The 22,823-nt window shown below is 61.3% G+C and carries 18 protein-coding genes; 6 read left to right on the top strand and 12 right to left on the bottom strand.

All coding sequences use genetic code 11. The annotated features are described in order from the left end of the window. Positions 1-117: 117 nt before the first annotated feature. The 9 genes from AC1RT4_RS10930 to AC1RT4_RS10970 form a co-directional block, all read right to left on the bottom strand. Complete coding sequence (locus AC1RT4_RS10930; protein WP_493085359.1) at positions 118-3,714, bottom strand: glycosyltransferase; 3,597 nt, start codon at positions 3,712-3,714, stop codon at positions 118-120. Between the two features lie 112 nt (positions 3,715-3,826). Further along, positions 3,827-5,398, bottom strand: coding sequence for a flagellar hook-associated protein 3 (locus AC1RT4_RS10935; RefSeq protein ID WP_493085360.1), 1,572 nt, complete (start codon positions 5,396-5,398; stop codon positions 3,827-3,829). A gap of 13 nt (positions 5,399-5,411) precedes the next feature. Then, positions 5,412-7,457 carry a flagellar hook-associated protein FlgK gene (flgK, locus tag AC1RT4_RS10940; RefSeq protein WP_493085361.1) on the bottom strand — a complete coding sequence of 682 codons (2,046 nt, stop codon included), beginning with the start codon at positions 7,455-7,457 and terminating at the stop codon, positions 5,412-5,414. A 21-nt stretch (positions 7,458-7,478) separates the two neighbouring features. Beyond that, complete coding sequence (gene flgJ, locus AC1RT4_RS10945) at positions 7,479-8,771, bottom strand: flagellar assembly peptidoglycan hydrolase FlgJ (protein WP_493085362.1); 1,293 nt, start codon at positions 8,769-8,771, stop codon at positions 7,479-7,481. An 11-nt stretch (positions 8,772-8,782) separates the two neighbouring features. Continuing rightward, on the bottom strand, positions 8,783-9,871 hold the full coding sequence (locus AC1RT4_RS10950; RefSeq protein ID WP_045121865.1) for a flagellar basal body P-ring protein FlgI: 1,089 nt from the start codon (positions 9,869-9,871) through the stop codon (positions 8,783-8,785). 27 nt (positions 9,872-9,898) lie between these two features. Next, a complete protein-coding gene (gene flgH / locus AC1RT4_RS10955) occupies positions 9,899-10,594 on the bottom strand; it encodes a flagellar basal body L-ring protein FlgH (RefSeq protein ID WP_493085363.1) in 696 nt (231 codons plus the stop codon). Positions 10,595-10,647: 53 nt separating this feature from the next. Next, positions 10,648-11,433 (bottom strand): flagellar basal-body rod protein FlgG, encoded by a 786-nt coding sequence (flgG, locus tag AC1RT4_RS10960; protein ID WP_011333017.1) that lies wholly within the window; start codon positions 11,431-11,433, stop codon positions 10,648-10,650. A gap of 45 nt (positions 11,434-11,478) precedes the next feature. Beyond that, positions 11,479-12,219: a flagellar basal body rod protein FlgF gene (locus tag AC1RT4_RS10965; RefSeq protein WP_007958343.1), complete on the bottom strand. Its 741-nt coding sequence runs from the start codon at positions 12,217-12,219 to the stop codon at positions 11,479-11,481. A 204-nt stretch (positions 12,220-12,423) separates the two neighbouring features. Continuing rightward, the gene (locus AC1RT4_RS10970) at positions 12,424-13,986 is read right to left on the bottom strand and encodes a sigma-54-dependent phenylalanine hydroxylase transcriptional regulator PhhR (RefSeq protein ID WP_011333015.1); all 1,563 of its coding nucleotides are present in this window, start codon (positions 13,984-13,986) and stop codon (positions 12,424-12,426) included. A gap of 280 nt (positions 13,987-14,266) precedes the next feature. Between AC1RT4_RS10970 and phhA the strand changes: the two genes are divergently transcribed. The 6 genes from phhA to AC1RT4_RS11000 all read left to right on the top strand — a co-directional run bounded on the left by phhA (position 14,267) and on the right by AC1RT4_RS11000 (position 18,691). Beyond that, entirely contained in the window at positions 14,267-15,058 is a 792-nt protein-coding gene (gene phhA / locus AC1RT4_RS10975) for a phenylalanine 4-monooxygenase (RefSeq protein WP_039765515.1), read from the top strand. 110 nt (positions 15,059-15,168) lie between these two features. Then, the gene (locus tag AC1RT4_RS10980) at positions 15,169-15,525 is read left to right on the top strand and encodes a 4a-hydroxytetrahydrobiopterin dehydratase (RefSeq protein WP_003222798.1); all 357 of its coding nucleotides are present in this window, start codon (positions 15,169-15,171) and stop codon (positions 15,523-15,525) included. Further along, positions 15,525-16,718, top strand: coding sequence for an amino acid aminotransferase (locus AC1RT4_RS10985; RefSeq protein WP_493085364.1), 1,194 nt, complete (start codon positions 15,525-15,527; stop codon positions 16,716-16,718). The genes AC1RT4_RS10980 and AC1RT4_RS10985 overlap by 1 nt, the downstream gene beginning before the upstream one ends. Before the next feature lie 305 nt (positions 16,719-17,023). Continuing rightward, on the top strand, positions 17,024-17,155 hold the full coding sequence (locus AC1RT4_RS10990; protein WP_007958347.1) for a hypothetical protein: 132 nt from the start codon (positions 17,024-17,026) through the stop codon (positions 17,153-17,155). Between the two features lie 73 nt (positions 17,156-17,228). Further along, the gene (locus AC1RT4_RS10995; RefSeq protein WP_493085365.1) at positions 17,229-17,408 is read left to right on the top strand and encodes a hypothetical protein; all 180 of its coding nucleotides are present in this window, start codon (positions 17,229-17,231) and stop codon (positions 17,406-17,408) included. Between the two features lie 95 nt (positions 17,409-17,503). Next, positions 17,504-18,691 (top strand): MFS transporter, encoded by a 1,188-nt coding sequence (locus AC1RT4_RS11000; RefSeq protein ID WP_493085692.1) that lies wholly within the window; start codon positions 17,504-17,506, stop codon positions 18,689-18,691. Here AC1RT4_RS11000 and arfB read toward each other — a convergent pair. The 3 genes from arfB to rluB form a co-directional block, all read right to left on the bottom strand. Then, complete coding sequence (arfB, locus tag AC1RT4_RS11005) at positions 18,688-19,101, bottom strand: alternative ribosome rescue aminoacyl-tRNA hydrolase ArfB (RefSeq protein ID WP_011333010.1); 414 nt, start codon at positions 19,099-19,101, stop codon at positions 18,688-18,690. The two genes, AC1RT4_RS11000 and arfB, sit on opposite strands and share 4 nt — an antisense overlap. Positions 19,102-19,191: 90 nt before the next feature. Next, positions 19,192-20,610, bottom strand: coding sequence for an amino acid permease (locus AC1RT4_RS11010; protein ID WP_493085366.1), 1,419 nt, complete (start codon positions 20,608-20,610; stop codon positions 19,192-19,194). An 848-nt stretch (positions 20,611-21,458) separates the two neighbouring features. After that, a complete protein-coding gene (rluB, locus tag AC1RT4_RS11015; protein ID WP_007958356.1) occupies positions 21,459-22,676 on the bottom strand; it encodes a 23S rRNA pseudouridine(2605) synthase RluB in 1,218 nt (405 codons plus the stop codon). Positions 22,677-22,823: the final 147 nt, after the last annotated feature.

A 22,823-nucleotide genomic window follows, 5' to 3' on the forward strand; every position in this document is an offset into this window, starting at 1 on the left:
ATCCTTGAGCCCGCCGAAAAGAAATGTATCGGGAATGAAACAAAGACGAATGGGCAGGCAAAAAAAAACAGGCGACTGTCAACGTCGCCTGTTTTTTTGCCTGCATGTACGAACCGATCAGTCCGCCAGCCAGCCGTTTTCCCAGTACCGCAGGTTATCCCCACGCAGCACGTAATCGCGCAGCACGACTTCACGCAATTCGTCGCCCATGCGATAGCTGGCATCCGGGTCGGCCAGGTGCATGCGGATCGCTTGCAGCCATTCATCCGTGGTGTTGGTCTTGATCCGGGTGCATGGCAGATAACCGCGATAGGCCTCGGTGTCGGTGCAGATCACCGGGTATCCGCAGGCACCGTACTCCAGCAGACGCAGGTTGCTCTTGCAGTCGTTGAAGATGTGGAACTCCAGCGGTGCCAGGGCCAGGTCGAGGTTGAGGCTCGCCAGTTTTGCCGGGTAGACGTCCAGGCCGATCACGCCGTGGAATTCGTGCATGTAAGGACGCAGGTCATCCGGGCACATGCCGAAGAACACCCAGTCGACTTCATTGGCCAGTTCACGAACCACGTCGGCAATCACGGCCAGGTCGCCGTGGTGGCTGGTGCCGCCACCCCAGCCGACCCGCGGTTTTTTCGAGGTGCGGCGCTGGCTGCGCAAGTCGCACCACATGTGTCGGGACAGCATGTTCGGGACCACCCGAATGTCGTTGTGCATGCTCGACAGCGCATTGCCCAGCGGCGCCGTGGACACCACGACCCGGTCGCACATGGCAATCGCCCGGCGAACCAGCCTTTCCATTTCGTCCTTGTTCGGCATATTGCGGATATGCGCATTGCGGTGAGGCACATCGATGACGTAGTCATCGAGCTCATAGATCCGTCGCGCACTGGAGTACTTTTGCAGGCCCGGGATTTCGTTGATCGGCGCTTCGGCGTAGCGCCCCTGCAAGATGATCACGTCCGGAGACTGGCGCTCGACCTCAATGATGGTCGGCAGGTTGTAGTGAATGCGCCCCAGCGCACGCCCCGCCGCTTCCAGCTCGATCAGCGGCTGCGTCACGCGGTAGTGACCGATGGCGGAGGCGTTGACCGGCAGCGCAAGGATCTTCGGCAGTTGCGGCTGGGAAAACGGACTCCAGCCAGTACGCAGGCCCGGATCGAGACTGAAGCTCGAACCGCCCAGCCCGTTCAGCGACAGGTTCTTGTTGTAGGCGGGATCCCGCGCAACGATCGGCAACCAGCGCTTGTAGAACGTTTCCTGTTCCAGGCCGAGCTGCGCTTGCTCACCCTCCTTCGGCGTGCCGGCCGACTGCGCGCCCAAGGCCAACTGGGCATAAGGCGTCCAGACCACCAGATACCCCTGCTGACCGATGCGCAGGCACAGATCCACTTCGTTCAGAGACTGCGCCAGATCCTGTTCGTCGAGACCGCCGACCGCCTCGAAAACCGCATTGCGCACCAGCAGGCAATCGCTGCCGACGGCGCTCAAGTCATGCGCCGCCAACAGACGATACATGTAACCCGTCGCCTGCAGCGACTCACCGAAAAACGGCACGCCTGCCGGCCCGTGCAGACCCAGGATCAGCCCGGAATGCACGATCCGGCCATCCGGGTTGAACAGTTTGGCGCCCACCACACCGACTTCCGATCGTTGTGCATGATTAAGCATTTCCGCCAGCCAGTCGCCGTGGGTGATCACGGCGTACGGATTGAGCAGCAGGACGTACTCGCCACGGGCCTGACTCACCGCGACATTGCGCACGGCCGCCAGGTTGTCCTGCCGCGGGCAATCCAGCACGCGAATCCGCTCGCTGCCCAATTGCGCCATGCCGTCGAACCAGACCTGCGCCTCGGCGCTCTCGCTACCATTGTCCACCAGCAGCAGCTCGTACTCGGCGTAGGCGGTTTTCTCCAGCAGGCTTTCGACGCAGCGCTGCACCGCCGCCGTCTGATCCTTGCTGACGATGACGATCGACACCAGCGGCCGACGGGCATGGTGATAATCGACCCGGTTGAGCAGCGTCGATGCACCCCGGCGGATCTCATGAGCAATGCCCAGGCGATCCAGATGCGCACCGACCAGTTGTGCATTGCTGTCCGCCATTTCCGGCCCCGACAGCCACTTGGCCAGATCAAACGTCGACTCCAGCAGCACCTCGGCGATATGACCGACCACTTGTGTGCCGTCATCCTCGACCATGCGCCACAGCACATCGTGGGGCGCCAATTCACCGAACGAAGAGTCGAAACCACCGAGGGTCAGGAAGCGCTCACGCTCGAACGCCAGCGCCCTGCCGACGTAGGGGTAGCTGCGCATCAGATCGAGGTTGAAGTCCGGTTTGAACACCGGCTCGGTCGATTCGCCCTGGGACAGGCCGCCTTCATCGCTGTACAGGCACGTCAAGGTGCGCGACAACGCAATGCGTTCGGCCATCACCAGCAGCGCCGGCACCACCAGTCGATCGCCGGCACGCAACAGGTAGAACCAGTCTGCGCCATCGAGTTGCGGCAACAGATCATTGACTTGTTGTTGCCAGTCATCCTGGAGCGGCATGCGCACCACACGCTCGTCCAGGTGCGGCTCGATGCAGGACGCAGACAATACGATGGTCAGCTCAGGCAAATACTCCTGGGCTGCGAGCGATTGCAATGTCAGGTCCAGTGCCGAGCGGCTGCCCTGCTCGTCGATGATCAGCGGAACGATTTTCGGCGTACGCGGCCACGCGGCCAGCGTATCGGGCAGCAACTCACGCTGGCCCTCGGTCAGGTTGCGGCATTCGAGCCACTGCGCGTACAGCTCGGCGAAGCTGACACTGGAGATGCCCACGTGCCAATCCTGGGTCGTCTGTTTGGTGCCCAGTGTCCGGCTCAGCGGCAACTCTTCCCATACGCGCGGTATTTCGGCTGCCTTGGTCATCGGCACATGACGCACCCAGCCCGGCGCCGGCGCCGACTCGCCACTGCGCGCCTTGAGCATCTGCGTCAGCCATTGCCGCTCGGCCTCGACCGCGTCGCGCATGGCCTGCTGACCGCTCAAACGCTCGGGATACAGGCGCTCGACACTCATGACATGGTTCGAGACCACCACATTGCCCCGACGCAGCAGGCAGACATACAGGGCAAAGTCCAGGCTGGCGACAAAGCAATGCCCGGGCTGGGTCAGCGCCGGCAGCAACTCCAGGACATCGGCCCGGCGAAACAGGGCATTGCTGAAACCGCCCAGAATGTTGACCGGGAAGTTCTCGAAGATCGCCAGCAGGTCTTCACCCTTGAACAGCCCGCAGGTCGGAGACAGCGGCGTGTTTTGCAGGCGTGACGGCAACGGCCGGTCGTCGGCATCCCAGAACAGGCGCTGGGCCAGGACCAGATTGACATCCTGATGATCGATGAGCGCCTGTGCCTGACGCTCGACGCAGACGCTGAACAACTGGTCGTCATCGCACAGGAATTTTATGAACTCACCCTGAGCCTGCTCAAGACAGGCATGCAGGTTGCCGACCAGCCCCAGCGTCCGGGGATTGCGCACATAGCGCACAGCCACACCGCTGCTCTCGTTCACCGAGTCGACGATGGTTTCGATTTCGTGACCACGACTGTCATCGCAGACAATGATTTCGAGATTGCCGTAGCCCTGGCTCACGGCACTTTGCAAAGCCCGTTCGAAAAAACGCGGATTGAAGGCTGGAATGACGAGGCTGACGAGGGGAAGTGAATTCACGGCGGGCTCACAGGCGGTGCGAACCCGCCCAGAAAAGCGAGCTCTTGAAACCGCTAAGACATTAACTATTGAAGGAACAAGGCAACGCGGGCGCTTGCGCGCCCGCCTGCCGTCAGATCTTGTTGAACAGACCCAACTGGCTGATTTTGCTGAACGCCAGTTGCGAGGCCTGCAGCATGGTTTGCTGCAGGGTCAGGCGGGTCATCACCTCGGCCGGATCGGAATCGCGGATCGAGCCCTGAGTGGTGGTGTTCGCCTGGATCAGGGTCTCGTTGGTGGTGGTCTGGTCATCCAGCGACTGGCCACGGGCACCGATCGAGGTGACGGCGCTGCCGATCTGGTTGGCGGCACTTTCGATGTTGCCGAGCGCCGACTCCATCGCACCCTGGAATTTCTGCTTGGCGACCGGATCACCATCGATCGGCGTGTTCAGTGCAGTGACCATCTGGCCCAGGGTGTCGAGCACGTTCTGGGTCTGGTGGTTGTTGGACTGAATCGAAAACTGGTCACCGGCGGCTGGCGTGCCACCGATGGCGAAAGTAACGCCCGCAGCCGTAGCGTTGCCACCGACCACCGTGCCCGAAGACACCGGTTTGCTGTCGGCAGTGACAGGCGCCGCGTACAGGTCGAATGCCGTGGCACTCGTGAACTTCAGAACGGCGCCGCCGCCCGACGGGAAGGCGCCGTTGTAGGCCGCCTGGTTGGTCACGTTCGAACCGGTGATGACCGCGGTCGACGGGTTGCCCGGGCTGCGCACGGAGGTGAACGAATCCGGTGTGGCCGACAGCTGGAAGCTGTGACCGGCGATGACCGCGTCCGGGTTGGTATCACCTGGCTTGAGGTTGATGTTCAGTTTCAGATCGACACCACGGAAACTGACCGTCTGGTTGGCACCGTTGCTGTTGGTGATCGCACCGTTCTGACTGGCTTCGGTGGTTACGTCATTGCCCAGGGCATCGGTGATCTTGATCTGAGTGCTGCTGATGAAATCCACGGTGTACGGCTGGCCGGCCGTGAATTTGGCGTTGTAAGTCGCAGCGGTACCCACGATACCGTTGGTCAGCACCACACGACCGTCATCGACAGCCGGAGCCGTCATGCTGGTCTGGGTCCGGGCGGTATTGATGGTCTGCTGGAAAGCATCCCAACCGGTGGTGTTGGTCGCCACCGACAGGCCGTCGCCAATACCCAGGTTGATCTGGGTCTGGTCACCGTTGTAGGTGTAGGTGCCATCGGCGTTCTGCGAGTACGGCGCGGTATCGGTCTTCGAGCCGGAGAACAGGTAGTTGCCGTTGGCGTCCTTGGAATTCATCAGGCCCAGCACCTGCTGCTGGATCTGGGTCAGTTCCGCCGCGTAAGCCTTGCGATCCGTATCGGTGGCGATGCCGTTGTTGGCGGCCAGGCCGATTTCCTTGGCACGTGCCAGGGCGGTGGTGATGGACGTCAGGGTGGATTCCTGAACGGTCAGTGAACTCTTGGTGGTGTCGATGTTGCCTTTGTACTGCTCGAGCATCGCGGCCTGCTGGCCCAGCTTGAGCAAGCGACCGGCGCCGATCGGATCGTCGGCGGCAGTGTTGATGCGTTGCAGGCTGCTGGCTTCGTTGGCGGTCGCGACCGTCTTGCTGTAGTTGCGCTGATATTGAGCAGCTTGTGTCGCGTAATACTGGGCGGTGGAAATGCGCATGAATTACGGCTCCTTAAAGGCTGTTGATCAGCGTGGCGAAGGTTTCCTGCGCAGCTTTGATGATCTGCGAAGACGCTGTGTAGTACTGCTGATACTTGACCAGATTGCCGGTCTCTTCATCCAGGTTGACCTGGGACAGGGAATCGCGCGCACCCTGGGCCTGATCCAGAATCACCGTGGTGGCTGCGCTGTCGGACTTGCTCTGGGCAGCCTGGGTACCGACGTTGGTCACCAGTTTGTTGTAGGCGTCGGTCAGGCTGATGCCCTTGCTCGCCGTACCGGTGTCCACTGTCTGTTTGGTTTGCAGGCCGACCAGCGCCTGGGCGTTGCGGTTGTCCGAAGAAGCCGCACCGGTCAGGTTGATGGTGAAGGTTTCACCGGACTTCGGCGTCGCGCCCACGGTGGTCTGCACGGTGAACGTCTTTTGCACGTTCGGGATCACGGACGTATCCATCACCGCAGCACCGGTGGAGTCGACCATGCCGATCTTGAGGTTCAAGGTGTTCGACTGACCGGGAACGATGACGCCGGAACCGATCGTGAAACCCTTGGCGTCAACCATGTTGTAAGACTGACTGCCACCGCTGGTGGCGCCGAATACCAGTTTGACCGGGGTCGAATACTTGAGCGCGTTCTGCAACTCTGCCTGGGACGCCGGGTTGTAGATATCGACAACGTCGGTCAGTGTCGGCTGAGTGTAGGTACCGGAGTTGTTGGCACTGGCCACGCCGGTCAACGGTGCGGCGGCCGCGATTTTCTTCGGGTCGGTGAGCACGGTCTGGATGCTGGCTGCCGCATTGCGGGTCGGGGTGATCTTGAAGGTGTCACCGGCGCTCAGGGCACCACCGTTGAGGGCCAGGGTAAAGCCGTCGATGACCGGAGGCGGCGTGGTCGTGGTGCTGAACGCCCCCATGTCGGTGCCGTCGGAGCGCTTGACCGTGTAGTTGGTCGCGCTGGTGAAGGTGACCTGGTAGTCGCTGGTCGTCAGCTTGCCGGTGTCCTTGATGGTGACATCAAGGTTGCCCGAACCTGCACTGTTGCCGGACTGGGCAATGCTGCGCTGACTGATCAGGGCGGCACTGTTGATGTTGTTGAAAATGGCCGCGCCAAAGTCACCGTTCTTGTCGATGCCCTGGGCTTGCTGGCGATTGATCTGGTCGGCGACCACCAGTGCCACACGGCCCAGCTCGTTGAGCGCCGGGTCCAGGACTTCCTTGCGATAACTCAGCAGACCGCCGATTTCACCGCCGGTCATTGCCGAGGTGATGTCGATGGTGCTCGAACCGCGATCCATCTGGATGCCCATGCGCGACGGGTCACCCTTGACCGGCACGGTGCTCAGGGTATTGATGGTGTTGCCGATGACCAGCGGCTGACCGCTGCCGATGTAGATGTCGAAGCTGGTGCCACGCTCGACGACTTGTGCACCGGTCAACTCGGAGAGCTGACGCACGGCTTCGTTGCGGCTGTCGAGCAGGTCGTTCGGCTGGCCGCCGCTGCTGGAAATCTCGCCGATCTTCTGGTTCAGCGTGGCAATCGAAGTCGCCAGCTTGTTCACCTGAGACGCCATGTCGGACAGGTTGCCATTGAGCGTGGCGTTCTGATCGTTCATTTGCTTGGCCAGGGCATTGAAGCGACTGGTCAGCGCCTGTGCGCCGGTCAGCACCGACTGACGGGAAGTGTCGTCGGTCGCCGAGGTCGATACACCTTGCATCGAGGTGAAGAATTTCTGCAGCACGCCGGTCAGGCCGGTGTTGGTGTCGGACAGCGAGCCGTCCAGTGCAGTTGCCTGCGCACCGAAAGCGGCCGCTTCGCTATTGAGCGACGTGGCGGTACGCAGCTGCGATTCGAGGTAGGAGTTGTACACCCGGCGCACGTCGGCGAGGGTCGTACCGGTACCGATGAACACGTTACCGTACTGGATCGAGGACTTGGTGCCCTGCACGGTTTGCTGGCGTGAATAACCGGCGGTGTCGACGTTGGCAATGTTGTTACCTGTCACAGCCAGAGAGGATGAACTGGCGTTCAACCCCGACATCCCGATATTGAGCAAACTCATGATTCAAACCTTACCTTGTGTTTATAAGGGCGTTGTTGAAACGCCGGCCGCAGCGTAGTTCTGATTGACCGTCATCTGCCTGGCAATCTGCGAAATCTTCGTCGCGTAGTTCGGGTCGGTCGCGTAACCGGCCTTCTGCAATTCGCGTACAAACTGTTCTGGGTTATCGGCCGACTTCAGCACATCTTGATAGCGATTATTGCTCTGCAGCAAAGTCACCAGATCGTGGAAGCTGTCTTTGTACGAGGCGTAGGAACGGAACTCGGCCGTCTCCTTGACCATCTGCCCGTTGCGGAATTCGCTGGTGATCGCCCGGGCCGAATCGCCCTTCCAGTTGCTGCTCGCCTTGATGCCGAACAGGTTGTGACTGCTGCTGCCGTCCTGGGCACGCATGACCGATTTGCCCCAGCCGGTTTCCAGTGCAGCCTGAGCCACCAGATAACGCGGATCGACGCCAATGCGTGCGGCGGCTTCCTGAGCCATCGGCAACATGGTGTTGACGAATTCGTCGGCATTGCCGAACGCCTTCTTCGCCGGTGCCAGCGGGATCTGCGCCATGGCACGACCGTAAATCTGCATCTGCCCGCCGGAGGCCTTGTCCGCCTCGGCGCGGTCCAGCCAGTCGCCGTTGTACAGCGGGCCGGAACCGGTGACAGCGGCGGTCGTGGCACGTTGCGGCAGTTGCGTGGCCGCTGCCGGCGTAGCCGACGGCACCAGACCGGCGAGCAAGCGATCCGCCAGTTTCGGCGGCAACGCCAGACGACGCTGGTTGATCAATTCCATGTCATTGCGATGGGTCAGCTCGGTGTTCGGCGCATGCACCGAACGCGACGCCCACAACGGACGCTCGCCATTGAGTCGCGACAACGGGCCATGGGTGGCCACGGTACCGGCGGCAATCGGCGTGGTCACGGCAGCGGCCTTGGCTTTGGCTTCTTCCTGCTTGGCGGCGGACGCGGCCGCAGCCTCGCCCGGCGCCATCGGTTTGTTCTTCGACATCTGGCGCATCAGCACGTCGGCGAGGCCGATACCCCCGCCCTCGCGGGACATGGAAACCGCCAGTTGCTGGTCGTACATTTCCTGATACTGCTTGGCGGCCGGCGTGTTGAGCGGATTGTCCTGGCCCAGCGCTTCGGTGGCCGAACGCATCGACTTGAGCATTTCACCGAGGAACAGCGATTCGAATTCCTGCGCAACCTTGCGCATGTTCGCATCGCTGTTCTTGTCGCCGACCTTCAGCTGGTTCAGGCGATTGAGGTCGGAGTACGAACCCGAATCGCTGCTGCTGACCAGACCGCTTTTGCGCATATCCATGGTCGCCGTCCTCAGATCACGATCAGGTCGGCTTGCAACGCGCCGGCCTGCTTCAGAGCTTCGAGGATGGCCATCAGGTCACCCGGCGCTGCGCCGACCTGGTTCACCGCCCGGACGATCTCGTCGAGGGTGGTGCCCGGGCCGAACTTGAACATCGGCTTGGCTTCCTGCTCGGCATTCACCCGCGAGCGCGGTACCACGGCGGTCTGGCCGTTGGACAGCGGGCCCGGCTGGCTGACGATCGGGTCTTCGGTGATGGTCACGGTCAGGCTGCCGTGGGTCACGGCGGCCGGCGATACCTTCACGTTCTGACCGATGACGATGGTGCCGGTACGCGAGTTGATGATGACTTTCGCCACCGCCTGACCCGGATCGACTTCGAGGTTTTCCAGGATCGACAGATAGTCGACACGCTGGCTCGGATCGAGCGGCGCGGTCACACGGATCGAACCGCCGTCAATGGCCTGAGCCACGCCAGGGCCGAGCATGTCGTTGATCTTGTCGACGATGCGCTTGGCAGTGGTGAAGTCGGAACGGTTGAGGTTCAGCGTCAGGCTGTTGCCCTGGTTGAAACCGCTCGGCACCGAACGCTCGACCGACGCACCGCCCGGGATGCGACCGGCCGACGGAACGTTGACGGTGATCTTCGAACCGTCACGACCTTCGGCATCGAAACCACCGACCACCAGGTTGCCCTGGGCGATGGCGTAGACGTTGCCGTCGATACCCTTGAGCGGGGTCAGCAACAGGGTGCCGCCGCGCAGGCTCTTGGAGTTGCCGATGGACGACACGGTGATGTCGACCTGCTGACCCGGCTTGGCGAACGCCGGCAGATCGGCACTCACCGATACCGCCGCAACGTTTTTCAGCTGCACGTTGCCCGATCCCGGCGGCACCTTGATGCCGAACTGCGAGAGCATGTTGTTGAAGGTCTGCAGGGTGAACGGGGTCTGCGTGGTCTGGTCGCCGGTGCCGTTAAGACCGACCACCAGGCCATAGCCGATCAACTGGTTGGAACGCACGCCGGAAATGCTGGCGATGTCCTTCAACCGTTCGGCTTGTGCATTGAAGGCCGCAGACAGCAACAGCGCAGCCACCATAAAGCTTTTCAGATTCAACGTAGCCACCTAGAAAGGGAACAGCGGGCTGAGGAAGAAACGGTCGAACCAGCCTGGCTGACTCGCATCGGCGAACGAACCGGTGCCCGAGTAGGTGATGCGCGCATCGGCAACCCGGGTCGAGGACACGGTGTTGTCGGTGGCGATGTCATCGGCCCGTACGAGACCGGCGATCCGCACCAGCTCGTCGCCGGTGTTGAGGGTCATCCACTTCTCGCCACGCACGGCGATGATGCCGTTGGGCAACACGTCGGCGACGGTCACGGTGATCGAGCCGGTCAGGGTGTTGCCCTGGGCGGCCTTGCTGTCACCCTTGGTCGCACGATCGCCTTCGTAGCTGGCGCTCAGGCTCAGGTCGCCATCACCGAACGGACTGTTGGTGGTCGCGCTGCCGCCGAACAGCGACGTCAGGCCGATGCCGGTCTTGCTGTTCTTGGCCACCTGCGAGTTGGCGTTCTTGCTGGCCTGGGTCTTCTCGTTCAGGGTGATGGTGATGATGTCACCGACCCGGAACGCCTTGCGGTCGCTGTACAGGTTCTGTTCGAAACCGGCCTGATAGATCGAGCCGTTGTTGGCGGCCGACGGCAACGGTGTGCGCGGCAACACCGGGGCGTAGTAAGGATCATTGGGCTTGGGCGTCGGAGCGACGCAGCCCGCGAGCGAGACGACCCCACTCAATGCCACAACAGATACAAAGCGCTTCATGACCCTTACCTCACGGTGTTGCAGGCGACCTCATGGCCGCCTCATAGACTTGATTACAGATTCTGCGTTACGAACGAGAGCATCTGGTCGGCGGTGGAGATCACCTTGGAGTTCATCTCGTACGCGCGCTGGGTGGTGATCATGTTGACCATTTCTTCCACAGTGCTGACGTTGGAGGTTTCCAGGGTGTTCTGCAGGGTGGTACCGAAACCGTTCAGGCCCGGAGTACCGACTTGCGGCGCACCGGAAGCGGCGGTTTCCAGGAACAGGTTGTTGCCCACCGCTTGCAGACCGGCCGGGTTGATGAAGTCGGCGGTTTGCAGGTTGCCGATCACCTGGGCGGCAGGGTTGCCGGCAACGGTGATCGACACGGTGCCGTCGCGACCTACGGTGAAGGTCTGGGCGTTGTTCGGGATGACGATGGCCGGCTCCAGGGCGAAACCGCTGGCGTTGACGATCTGACCGTTGGAGTCGAGGTGGAAGGTACCGTCGCGGGTGTAGGACGTGGTGCCATCCGGCTGCAGGATCTGGAAGAAACCGCGACCGTCGATGGCCATGTCCAGCGGCTGCTCGGTGGTCTGCAGGCTGCCGGCGGTGAAGTTTTTCTGGGTGCCGACGATGCGCACACCGGTACCCACTTGCAGACCCGACGGCAGTTCGCTGTCCTGGGTCGACTGGGCGCCTGGCTGACGCTTGATCTGGTACAGCAGGTCCTGGAACTCGGCGCGGTCACGTTTGAAACCCGTGGTCGACACGTTCGCCAGGTTGTTGGAAATGGTGGTCAGGTTGGTGTCCTGGGCGGACAGACCGGTTTTGGCAACCCATAGAGCCGGAAGCATTCGATTCTCCTCGTGCGCCTGTTTTACGGCGCGACGTTCTGATAATTAGCTGATCTGCAAGACCCGAGCCATGGCCTGGTCGTCGTCTTTGGCGGTGTTCATCATCTTGACGTGCAGTTCGAACTGCTTGGCCAGGGCCAGCACCGACGTCATCTCTTCCACGGCATTGACGTTGCTCGACTCCAGGAAACCCGACACCAGTTTGACGTTGGCATCGGCCGGCGCAGGCTGGCCGTCCTTGGTGTAGATCGAACCGTCCAGGCCCTTGTTCATGTTCTTGATGTCCGGGTTGACCAGCTTGATGCGGTCGACTTCGGCCATGACGCGCGGGCCCTCGCCCATCGCGCGGATACTGATGGTGCCGTCTTCACCGACTTCCACCTGCTGCTCCGGCGGCACGGCGATCGGCCCGCCATTGCCCATGACCGGCATGCCGTTGCCGGCACGCAATACGCCGAGGGCGTCGATATTGAGGCTGCCGGTGCGCACGTAGCTTTCACCGCCGTTGGGGTTCTGCACGGCGATCCAGCCGTTGCCCGACACGGCCACGTCGAGGTCACGGCCGGTCTGCACCAGCGAGCCCGGCGTGAAGTCGGTGGCGGGCCGTTCGCTCATGGCAAACGCACGCGCCGGAAAGCTGTCACCGAACACCGGCATCGAACGCGCCTGTTCAAGGTCGCGCTGAAAACCGTTGGTGGAGATGTTCGCCAGGTTGTTGGCATGAGCCTTTTGCGCCAGTGCGTTCTGGCTGGCGCCGGTCATTGCCACATAAAGGTACTTGTCCACACTCTTTCCTCTGCATGCCGGACGTTTGCCGCCCACCGCTGTACTGCTGAGCCATAAGCAATTTGCAGACCAACTTTTTTCTGGCGGCCGAGGGCCCGGTAAACAAAGGACTTGAGGGATTTTGCGCAGAGGAGGGAAATGTATCGAAGACGAAAAACCGGCGGTGTCATGCCGCTTGGCGGCAAACACCCGATCCGGCCGTGATCATTCGGACGCGTCCTTGCCGACTTCGTACTCACGCAGCTTGTTGGCAATCGTGGTGTGCGAAACCCCGAGCCGCTTGCCCAGTTGCCGGCTGCTCGGATGCTCGGAATACAAGCGTTCCAGCACCGCCTTCTCGAAGCGCCCGACAATCTCGTCCAGCCCGCCTTCGAGGGAGAAATCGCCGAGCGGCTGACGCACGCCGTAATCCGGCAGGCGAATGTGCTCGGCCTTGACCGTGCCGCCGTCGCACAGCGAAACCGCCTGGAACAACACGTTCTCCAGTTGCCGCACGTTGCCTGGCCAATGGTAATGACTGAGCCGGTCCATCGCCGCCGGCGCCAGTTTCGGCAACGGGCAGCCGATCTGCCGGCTGGCCTGATCGAGAAAGTGTTCCACCAGCGGCGTCAAACCGTCGAGGCATTCGCGCAGTGGCGGGATGTGCAGCGACAGCACGTTCAAGCGGTGATACAGATCCTGGCGAAACTCACCTCGTGCGCACAGCTCCGACAGGTCGACCTGGGTTGCGCAGATCACCCGCACATCCAGGTAAACCTCTTCATCACTGCCCACCCGCCGGAAGCAACCGTCCTGCAGGAAGCGCAGCAATTTCACCTGCAAGCGCGGACTCATTTCGCCAACGCCATCGAGGAACAGCGTGCCGCCCGCCGTCAGCTCCAGCAGCCCGAGCTTGCCTTCGGCCCGCGCGCCTTCAAAGGCCCCGGGGCCGTAGCCGAACAGTTCGGTCTCGGCCATCGACTCCGGCAGCCCCGCGCAGTTGAGCGCCATCAACGGCGACTGACCGCGCGGGCTCGCCAAATGGCAGGCCCGCGCCAGCAATTCCTTGCCGGTGCCGGTTTCACCTTCAATCAATAGCGGTGCATCCAGCGGCGCCATACGTCGCGCTTCACGCACCACCGCTGCCATCACTTTCGAGCTCTGGAAGATGCTGTCGAAGCCACGCAACTCTTGTTTGCGCACGTTATAGATGCGCTCACCGACGCGGTCCGCACGGTGCAAGGTCAGCACGGCACCGGCCATGGCCTCGCTGTCGTCGTGCTCCGATTGCAGCGGCGCGATGTCGGCCAGAAAGATGTCACCCTTGACCTTGACCCGCATGCCGTTGATTCGCGATTTGTTGGCGCGCACCAGTTCCGGCAGGTCGAAATCCTCGGCGTAACGCGACAACGGAATTCCCGGCACCTCGTCCACCCGCACCCCGAGCAACTGCGCCGCCGCACGGTTGGCGGCAACGATGGAGCCGCCCATGTCGATCGACAGCACCGGAAACTCCAGCGCACCGAGCAGCGCATTCAACTCCATGTGCCGCCGCTCGCTGGGCATCAGCCCTACCCGCTTGACGCCGAACACCCCGGCAATCGCCTCGAACTTGGGTCGCAACGCCTGGAACTGAATGTTGATCAGGTTCGGGCAATGCAGGTAGATCGCGTTGCCATGCTCACCGCCCACCTCGCCACGGGCGACGTTGATCCCGTACTCCACCAGCAGATTGAGAATGTCGCGCAGGATGCCGATGCGGTTCTGGCAGTGGACTTTGATACGCATATAAAGGCCCGAAACAGGTGAAGAGGCGGTCTGACGCCGGAATTTTCTGCGCAGCGCGCAAGATAGTCGTCAAGATTATGTGACAGCTATCGGCCTTTTCAAACCCGACAGTCACCGCAAACACGACTTATCGCACGAAGCGTAACGAAAATTTTACGAATTAAAGAGACTTTTCCTACTCGACCGGTCTTCAACCTGCTGCAACAACGAACGTTCCGGGGTATTTCTCAGTCCATCGCAGGACATAACAAGAACGAAATTCCCCTCGCAGGAGAGCAGTATGAAGCAGACGCAATACGTGGCCCGCGAGCCCGATGCGCAAGGTTTTATCGACTACCCCGCCGAAGAACACGCGGTGTGGAACACGCTGATCACCCGCCAGATGAAAGTGATCGAGGGTCGCGCGTGCCAGGAATACCTGGACGGTATCGAAAAACTCGGTCTGCCCCACGACCGCATTCCGCAACTGGGCGAGATCAACAAGGTGCTCGGCGAGACCACCGGTTGGCAGGTTGCCCGCGTTCCCGCGCTGATTCCCTTCCAGACCTTTTTCGAATTGCTCGCCAGCAAGCAGTTTCCGGTGGCCACGTTCATTCGCACCCGTGAAGAACTGGACTACCTGCAAGAGCCGGACATTTTCCACGAGATCTTTGGCCACTGCCCGCTGCTGACCAACCCGTGGTTTGCCGAATTCACCCACACCTACGGCAAACTCGGCCTGCAAGCGACCAAGGAAGAACGCGTTTATCTGGCGCGCCTGTACTGGATGACCATCGAGTTCGGCCTGGTCGACACCCCGCAAGGCAAACGCATCTACGGCGGCGGCATCCTGTCTTCGCCGAAAGAAACCGTTTATTCGCTGTCGGACGAACCTGAACATCAGGCCTTCGATCCGCTGGAAGCCATGCGCACGCCGTATCGCATCGACATCCTGCAACCGCTGTATTTTGTCCTGCCGAACCTCAAGCGCCTGTTCGACCTGGCCCACGAAGACATCATGGCCATGGTCAAGCAAGGCATGCAGCTGGGTCTGCACGCACCGAAGTTTCCGCCGAAACCAAAAGCCGCGTGACCCGCGACTTTTGCTTACAAGTGAGTCTGTCCGTCGTCGCCGCTTTGGTTTAGCGTGGCGACATTGACCGCCAATATAAAAAAACATCTTCAGATTTCAGGAAGTCCACCATGTCCACTTTGAACCAAGCCCATTGCGAAGCCTGCCGTGCCGATGCCCCACAAGTCAGCGATGAAGAACTGCCGATCCTGATCAAGCAGATCCCTGACTGGAACATCGAAGTCCGCGACAGCATCATGCAGCTGGAAAAAGTCTTCCTGTTCAAGAATTTCAAGCACGCGCTGGCGTTCACCAATGCCGTCGGCGAGATCTCCGAAGCCGAAGGTCATCACCCGGGTCTGCTGACCGAGTGGGGCAAAGTCACCGTGACCTGGTGGAGCCACTCGATCAAGGGCCTGCACCGCAACGACTTCATCATGGCCGCGCGCACTGACGAAGTGGCCAAGACTGCAGAAGGACGCAAGTAATGCACTTCGACGCCATCGGCCGGGTGCCCGGCGACCCGATCCTCGGCCTGATGGAGGCCTACGCGCAGGACTCCAACCCGCGCAAGTTCGACCTCGGCGTGGGCGTCTACAAGGATGCCCAAGGCCTGACGCCGATTCCCGAGGCGGTGAAAATCGCCGAGGCGCGTCTGGTCGAGAGCCAGGACACCAAGACTTACATCGGTGGCCACGGCAATCCGCTGTTCGGCAAAGTCATCAACGAGCTGGTGCTTGGTGCCGATTCGGCGCTGATCGCCGAGCAACGCGCCGGCGCTACCCAGACCCCGGGTGGCACGGGTGCCCTGCGTCTGGCGGCGGATTTCATCGCGCAATGCCTGCCAGGCAAGGGCGTCTGGCTGAGCAACCCGACCTGGCCGATCCACGAAACGATTTTCGCGGCCGCCGGAGTCAAGATCAGCCATTACCCGTACGTCGGCAGCGACAACCGTCTCGACGTCGATGCGATGCTCGCCGTGCTCAATGAAGTGCCGAAAGGCGATGTGGTGCTGCTGCACGCGTGCTGCCACAACCCGACCGGTTTCGACCTGAGCCATGACGACTGGCAACGAGTGCTGGAAGTGGTGCGCCGCCGCGATCTGCTGCCGCTGATCGACTTTGCCTATCAGGGCTTTGGCGACGGTCTGGAGCAGGACGCATGGTCGACCCGGCTGTTCGCAGCAGAGTTGCCCGAGCTGCTGATCACCAGTTCCTGTTCGAAGAACTTCGGCCTGTACCGCGACCGCACCGGTGCGTTGATCGTCAGCGCGAAAACCGCTGACAAGCTCATCGACATCCGCAGTCAGTTGGCGCACATCGCCCGCAACCTGTGGTCGACGCCGCCAGATCACGGCGCGGCTGTGGTCGCCACGATCCTCAACGACCCGGACCTGAAACGCCGCTGGGCCGACGAAGTGGAAGCCATGCGCCTGCGCATCGCCCAGTTGCGCAGCGGTCTGGTGGAAGCGCTGGAACCGCACGGTCTGCGCGAGCGCTTTGCGCACATTGGCGTGCAGCGCGGGATGTTCTCCTACACCGGCTTGTCGCCGGAACAGGTGAAAAACCTGTGCGAGCATCACAGCGTGTATATGGTCAGCTCGGGCCGGGCCAACGTTGCGGGGATTGACGCGACCCGCCTCGACCTGTTGGCCGAAGCGATCGCTACTGTCTGCAAATAACCCCCTCCGTGATCGTTCCCACGCTCCGCGTGGGAATGCATCCCGGGACGCTCCGCGTCCCTGCCGAAGCGGACGCGGAGCGTCCATTGAGGCATTCCCACGCGGAGCGTGGGAACGATCATCGCGAGCACGCTCGCTCCCGCATTTGCCCTGCGTCACCCTGTCGCACTTGTCTAGACAATCCCGCCCGTCGAAACAAATGGATTTAAAAATCTGTTTGTCACTTTTCCTGCTGTATCCTTCGCAGGCTTTCTGAAAGCGCGGATCTACCAGATCTATCAACAGACTTAGCGAGGAGCGCAACCATGCACGAGATTCCGAATCTCCCCTTCCCAAGCCTGCACGAAACTGAGCAGACGACCACGCAACAAGCCGGTGCCCAACAGCCCGAGCCGAAAGAAGCCGCCGAGAGCCGTCCGGCCGACAGCGAAGAGTAAGCAACACCCGCCGTACAGACCGTGTGGAAAGCGCTAACATGCGCTTTCCACACTGCCTGAAACCTGAGCTGCCATGTCCAAAGAATTCGATGAACAACAGGCCGAGATCCTTATCGGTGCCACCGAGAAGATGATCGAGATCTGGAGCCGTCTCTCGCCCGAGAAACAGGCCGCCCTGCTCGCCCGTTTCGGCAGCGAGGAAAACGCGCTGGCCGCACTGGTCGCCACGCAATTGGTCGCCCCGGCCAAATAGTTTTACTTTTCCCCGCCCCAGACGCGTCCGCATCGGTATCATGAGCAGCCTATCTATTCTGCTCTTCCCGTGGATCGTAATTCATGTCGTCCTCTATGCCAGAACCCCAGCGCCCCCTGGCGGTCACGCTGCAAGTCGTTTCCATCGTCCTGTTCACCTTCATCGGCTACTTGAACATCGGCATTCCGCTGGCGGTGCTGCCAGGTTATGTGCACAGCGACCTGGGCTTCGGCGCGGTCATCGCCGGGCTGGTGATCAGCGTGCAATACCTGGCCACTCTGCTCAGCCGTCCGTATGCCGGCAAGATCATCGACAACCAGGGCAGCAAACGTGCGGTGATGATTGGTCTGGCCGGCTGCGGCTTGAGCGGTGTGTTCATGTTGATTTCGGCGTGGACACCCAACTTGCCGCTGCTGAGCCTGATCAGCCTGTTCGTCGGCCGACTGGTGCTGGGCAGCGCTGAAAGCCTGGTCGGCTCAGGCTCGATCGGTTGGGGCATCGGCCGCGTCGGCGCCGCCAACACCGCCAAGGTCATCTCGTGGAACGGCATCGCCAGTTACGGTGCGCTGGCGGTCGGTGCGCCGCTGGGGGTGTGGCTGGTCAGCCGTTTCGGTCTGTGGAGCATGGGTGTGAGCATTCTGCTGCTGGCCACGCTGGGGCTGCTGCTGGCCTGGCCGAAAACCGCCGCGCCGATCGTGGCCGGCGAGCGTCTGCCATTCATGCATGTTCTCGGCCGCGTCTTCCCGCACGGTTGCGGTCTGGCGCTGGGCTCGATCGGTTTCGGCACCATCGCCACGTTCATCACTCTGTATTACGCCACGCAGCACTGGGATAACGCGGTGTTGTGCCTGAGCCTGTTCGGCGCCAGCTTCATCGGCGCGCGACTGTTGTTCGGCAACCTGATCAACCGCCTCGGCGGCTTCCGCGTGGCGATTGCCTGCCTGTCGGTGGAAACCCTCGGCCTGTTGCTGCTATGGATCGCACCGGATGCACACTGGGCACTGGCTGGCGCGGCATTGAGCGGTTTCGGTTTCTCGCTGGTGTTCCCGGCGTTGGGCGTGGAAGCGGTGAATCTGGTTCCGGCTTCCAGCCGTGGTGCGGCGGTCGGCGCCTATTCGCTGTTCATCGACTTGTCATTGGGGATCACCGGGCCGCTGGCCGGGGCGATTGCGGCGGGCTTCGGTTTTGCCTCGATCTTCCTGTTCGCCGCCCTCGCCGCGCTGAGCGGCCTGGCACTGAGCGTCTATCTGTACCGCCACACGGCGAAGTACCGCGAAGACTAGAAATCCACCTTGCCGCGCCCGGCCTTGATGCTGCCGCGCTTGGTTTTCGACTCGAGCCGACGCTTCTTTGAACCCAGCGTCGGCTTGGTTGGCCGGCGCTTCTTCTCGACCTTGGTGGCGCTGAGAATCAGCTCGGTCAGACGCTCCAGCGCATCGGCGCGATTCTGTTCCTGCGTGCGGTACTGCTGGGCCTTGATGATCAGCACACCGTCGCCGGTGATGCGACTGTCGCGCAGCGCCAGCAGCCGCTCCTTGTAGAATTCGGGCAAGGACGAGGCCGGAATGTCGAAACGCAGGTGCACGGCGCTGGAGACCTTGTTGACGTTCTGCCCTCCGGCGCCCTGGGCGCGGATGTACGTCAGTTCGATCTCGGCATCCGGCAGATGCACGTTGTTGGAAATCACCAGCATGGAAAAGCGTCCGTATTCAGAACCCGCAGGATAACGCGAAAGTACAAAAAACCCGGCACTTGGCCGGGTTTGCTGTTTCTGCAACGACGCTTACTTGGCAGCGCTCGCTGCGTGCAGTGCCTGTTGTGCACCGCGCTTGTTCTTGATCACGTAGCAGACCCACATGAACACCACCCACACCGGGATCGCGTACACCGAGATCTGAATGCCCGGGATCAGCAGCATCACGCCGAGAATGAACAGGACGAACGCCAGGCAGATGTAGTTGCCGTACGGGTACCACAGCGCCTTGAACAGCGGCTTCTGGTTGGTCTTGTTCATGTGCTGGCGGAACTTGAAGTGCGAGAAGCTGATCATCGCCCAGTTGATCACCAGCGTTGCAACCACCAGCGACATCAGCAGTTCCAGCGCGTGTTGCGGGATCAGGTAGTTGAGCAGCACCGCCACCAGGGTCACGGCCGCCGACGCCAGGATCGAACGCACCGGCACGCCGCGCTTGTCGATCTTCGCCAGCGCTTTCGGCGCATCGCCCTGCTCGGCCATGCCCAGCAGCATGCGGCTGTTGCAGTAGGTGCCGCTGTTGTACACCGACAATGCCGCGGTCAGAACCACGAAATTGAGGATGTGCGCAGCGGTGTTGCTGCCAAGCATCGAGAACACCTGCACGAACGGGCTGCCGCTGTAGGAATCGCCCGAAGCGTTGAGGGTTTCCAGCAGGCTGTCCCACGGGGTCAGCGACAGCAGGATCACCAGTGCGCCGATGTAGAAAATCAGGATCCGGTAGATCACCTGGTTGATCGCTTTCGGGATCACGGTTTTCGGCTTGTCGGCTTCGGCTGCGGTGAAACCGAGCATTTCCAGGCCGCCGAAGGAGAACATGATGATCGCCATGGCCATCACCAGACCGCTGACGCCGTTCGGGAAGAAGCCGCCGTGAGACCACAGGTTGCTCACCGCCGCCTGCTCGCCGCCATGGCCGCTGACCAGCAGGTAGCTGCCCAGGGCAATCATGCCGACGATTGCCACGACCTTGATGATCGCGAACCAGAATTCGGCTTCACCGAAGACTTTGACGTTGGCCAGGTTGATCGCGTTGATCAGCACGAAGAACGCGGCGGCGGTGACCCAGCTCGGGATCTCCGGAGCCCAGTAGTGGATGTATTTGCCGACTGCGGTCAGCTCGGACATGCCCACCAGGATGTACAGGATCCAGCAGTTCCAGCCCGACAGGAAACCGGCGAAACCACCCCAGTATTTGTGCGCAAAGTGGCTGAAGGAACCGGCCACCGGCTCTTCGACGATCATTTCGCCGAGCTGGCGCATGATCATGAAGGCGATGAAGCCGCAGATGGCATAGCCGAGGATCATCGACGGGCCGGCGGATTTCAGCACCCCGGCCGAGCCGAGGAACAATCCGGTACCGATCGCGCCACCGAGGGCGATCAGTTGAATATGGCGATTTTTCAGGCCGCGTTTCAGCTCGCCTGATTGCGAGTTTTGTCCACTCATGAAAAAGGTCTCACGCAAGGTTTGATGATGTTCAGTAGACGTTGCTGCAAGGTTGCGATTTCAGCCAACCTTGATCAAACCCCAGCGCAGGCACCAGGAATTCAGCTTTTTTACAACGGTCATGCGTCACCTGTTTGTTTTTATCTGTGACGAAATCGAACCCGACACGCTTGTGACGCGGCGGAGTGAACAAGGCGGATAAACCTTGAGGTTTGCGCGATTACGCAGAGGGTCACAGTTAAAACGCGGCGCATTGTACACCGCTAACCCCCTGCTGCCAGACCTCGCCGGATCAGCGTGTCGGTTGCCGGGATTGCATGTGTCCACCCCGGGAGGCCCGGGCGGCTGCAAAAATTGAGTCAGGCCTTTGCAGGCCATCGGCGTGGACGATGGAAAATCCGCCCCACGTGGAGAAGTGAAATTGGATAACGGCGTTCATTGCGCCTCCTTCTTGTTATGCACCTGCACGACAGGCATGCAGCGCATCTCACCTTCCAAACGACGCTGAAACAAGCGCGCCAGAGCGCTGCGCAAGGCCCGGCGGGCCTGGCTCCGGCAGATTTTCCTTACAGTCAGGCAAAGCCACCCGATTCATGGGACGGCGAGGGTTTTTTCGTAAACATTCACTGACAGTGCGTAACGTAAAGTTTCCACCCCAGACCCATCGAAGTTCCCTCCGGTGATTGACGTTAGCTGGCTAACTATTTGAAAGGCGTTAAGTTTTTTTGTTTTAAAACAAGAAAAACACGCCCGAAAAAAAGAAATAAAAAGTCCAAAAAAAAACGCCAACCCTGAGGTTGGCGTTCTGTTTTCAGCTTGAAGCTTGCCGCTTGAAGCTTACAACCGCGTTATTCCGGCTTCTTGCGACCGAAACCCGGACGCTGGCCGGAACCGGCCGGTGCGCCACGGCGCTTGCCCGACGGCTTGTCATCGTCAGCCAGCTTGATGCCTGGACGCTTCGGCGATGGCTTGGACGGACGCTTGGTGTCGACTGGACGATCCGCCACCGGCGTACCGCGACCTTCGCCCCGCTCGGTACGGCCATTGGCCGGACGCGGAGTGCGTGGACCGCGCTCGCCATCCGGACGCGCTGCCGGCTTGCGACCTGGACGCTCGCCTTCGATCTGCGGCTCGCGAACCGGACGCGGGCCGGCGCCAATCGGTGCACCGTTGGCCGGACGCAGGGTGCGCACGCGCTCGGTGCGGGCCATCGGACGCGACGACTTGCGCTGCATGCGGTCGAGCTTGTCTTTGCTCTTGGCGTTCAGTTGCGGCATGGCCACCGGGGTCAGACCGACTTCGGCGCTCAGCACGTCGACTTCGTACTGGCTCATTTCACGCCAGCGGCCCATCGGCAGGTCGGAGTTGAGAAACACCGGACCGAAACGCACGCGCTTCAGGCGGCTGACCACCAGGCCCTGGGATTCCCACAGGCGACGCACTTCACGGTTACGGCCTTCCATCACCACGCAGTGATACCAGTGGTTGAAGCCTTCGCCGCCCGGTGCCTGTTGAATGTCGGTGAAACGCGCCGGGCCGTCTTCCAGCACAACGCCGGCCTTCAGGCGCTCGATCATTTCGTCATCGACTTCGCCACGTACACGCACCGCGTACTCGCGGTCCATCTCGTAGGACGGGTGCATCAGACGGTTGGCCAGTTCACCGTCGGTGGTGAACATCAGCAGACCGGTGGTGTTGATGTCGAGACGACCGATGTTGATCCAGCGGCCTTCTTTCGGACGCGGCAGCTTGTCGAACACGGTAGGACGGCCTTCCGGGTCGTCACGGGTGCAGATCTCGCCGTCGGGCTTGTTGTACATGATCACGCGGCGAACCGACTCGGCGGCCTCTTCGCGCTTGATGACCTTGCCATCAATGGTGATGGCGTCGTGCATGTCGACACGCAGGCCCAAGGTGGCGTCTTTGCCATTGACCTTGATGCGGCCGGCAGCGATCCAGGATTCGACGTCACGGCGCGAGCCGACGCCGATACGGGCGAGGACTTTCTGCAGCTTTTCGCCTGCTGGGCCGATTTCCTGGTCGTCTTTCTGATTGATGTCACTCATCTGGGCACCTCCCGGTGTGGTCTGTTCAGCGGCGCTGAATTGAGCCGCTGAAGCGTTGAAATCTGGGTTTTCGGGCGAAGGGATCGCCGAAGGGTCGCGAATCATACGCGGATGTGGCCGCGCGCGCATCAGAGACTAGTCGATCAG

It is taken from the genome of Pseudomonas sp. GW821-FHT11D10 (assembly GCF_058808435.1).

Excerpts from the sequence above, each read along its gene's own strand:
- rluB (WP_007958356.1), bottom strand. The coding sequence starts at position 22,676 with ATGAGTGACATCAATCAGAAAGACGACCAGGAAATCGGCCCAGCAGGC.
- AC1RT4_RS10935 (WP_493085360.1), bottom strand. The coding sequence starts at position 5,398 with ATGCGCATTTCCACCGCCCAGTATTACGCGACACAAGCTGCTCAATAT.
- flgH (WP_493085363.1), bottom strand. The coding sequence starts at position 10,594 with ATGAAGCGCTTTGTATCTGTTGTGGCATTGAGTGGGGTCGTCTCGCTC.
- AC1RT4_RS11010 (WP_493085366.1), bottom strand. The coding sequence starts at position 20,610 with ATGAGTGGACAAAACTCGCAATCAGGCGAGCTGAAACGCGGCCTGAAA.
- AC1RT4_RS10985 (WP_493085364.1), top strand. The coding sequence starts at position 15,525 with ATGCACTTCGACGCCATCGGCCGGGTGCCCGGCGACCCGATCCTCGGC.
- AC1RT4_RS10990 (WP_007958347.1), top strand. The coding sequence starts at position 17,024 with ATGCACGAGATTCCGAATCTCCCCTTCCCAAGCCTGCACGAAACTGAG.
- AC1RT4_RS10995 (WP_493085365.1), top strand. The coding sequence starts at position 17,229 with ATGTCCAAAGAATTCGATGAACAACAGGCCGAGATCCTTATCGGTGCC.
- flgJ (WP_493085362.1), bottom strand. The coding sequence starts at position 8,771 with ATGGATATGCGCAAAAGCGGTCTGGTCAGCAGCAGCGATTCGGGTTCG.
- flgK (WP_493085361.1), bottom strand. The coding sequence starts at position 7,457 with ATGAGTTTGCTCAATATCGGGATGTCGGGGTTGAACGCCAGTTCATCC.
- flgG (WP_011333017.1), bottom strand. The coding sequence starts at position 11,433 with ATGCTTCCGGCTCTATGGGTTGCCAAAACCGGTCTGTCCGCCCAGGAC.
- phhA (WP_039765515.1), top strand. The coding sequence starts at position 14,267 with ATGAAGCAGACGCAATACGTGGCCCGCGAGCCCGATGCGCAAGGTTTT.
- AC1RT4_RS10980 (WP_003222798.1), top strand. The coding sequence starts at position 15,169 with ATGTCCACTTTGAACCAAGCCCATTGCGAAGCCTGCCGTGCCGATGCC.
- AC1RT4_RS10970 (WP_011333015.1), bottom strand. The coding sequence starts at position 13,986 with ATGCGTATCAAAGTCCACTGCCAGAACCGCATCGGCATCCTGCGCGAC.
- AC1RT4_RS10950 (WP_045121865.1), bottom strand. The coding sequence starts at position 9,871 with ATGGTGGCTGCGCTGTTGCTGTCTGCGGCCTTCAATGCACAAGCCGAA.
- arfB (WP_011333010.1), bottom strand. The coding sequence starts at position 19,101 with ATGCTGGTGATTTCCAACAACGTGCATCTGCCGGATGCCGAGATCGAA.
- AC1RT4_RS11000 (WP_493085692.1), top strand. The coding sequence starts at position 17,504 with ATGCCAGAACCCCAGCGCCCCCTGGCGGTCACGCTGCAAGTCGTTTCC.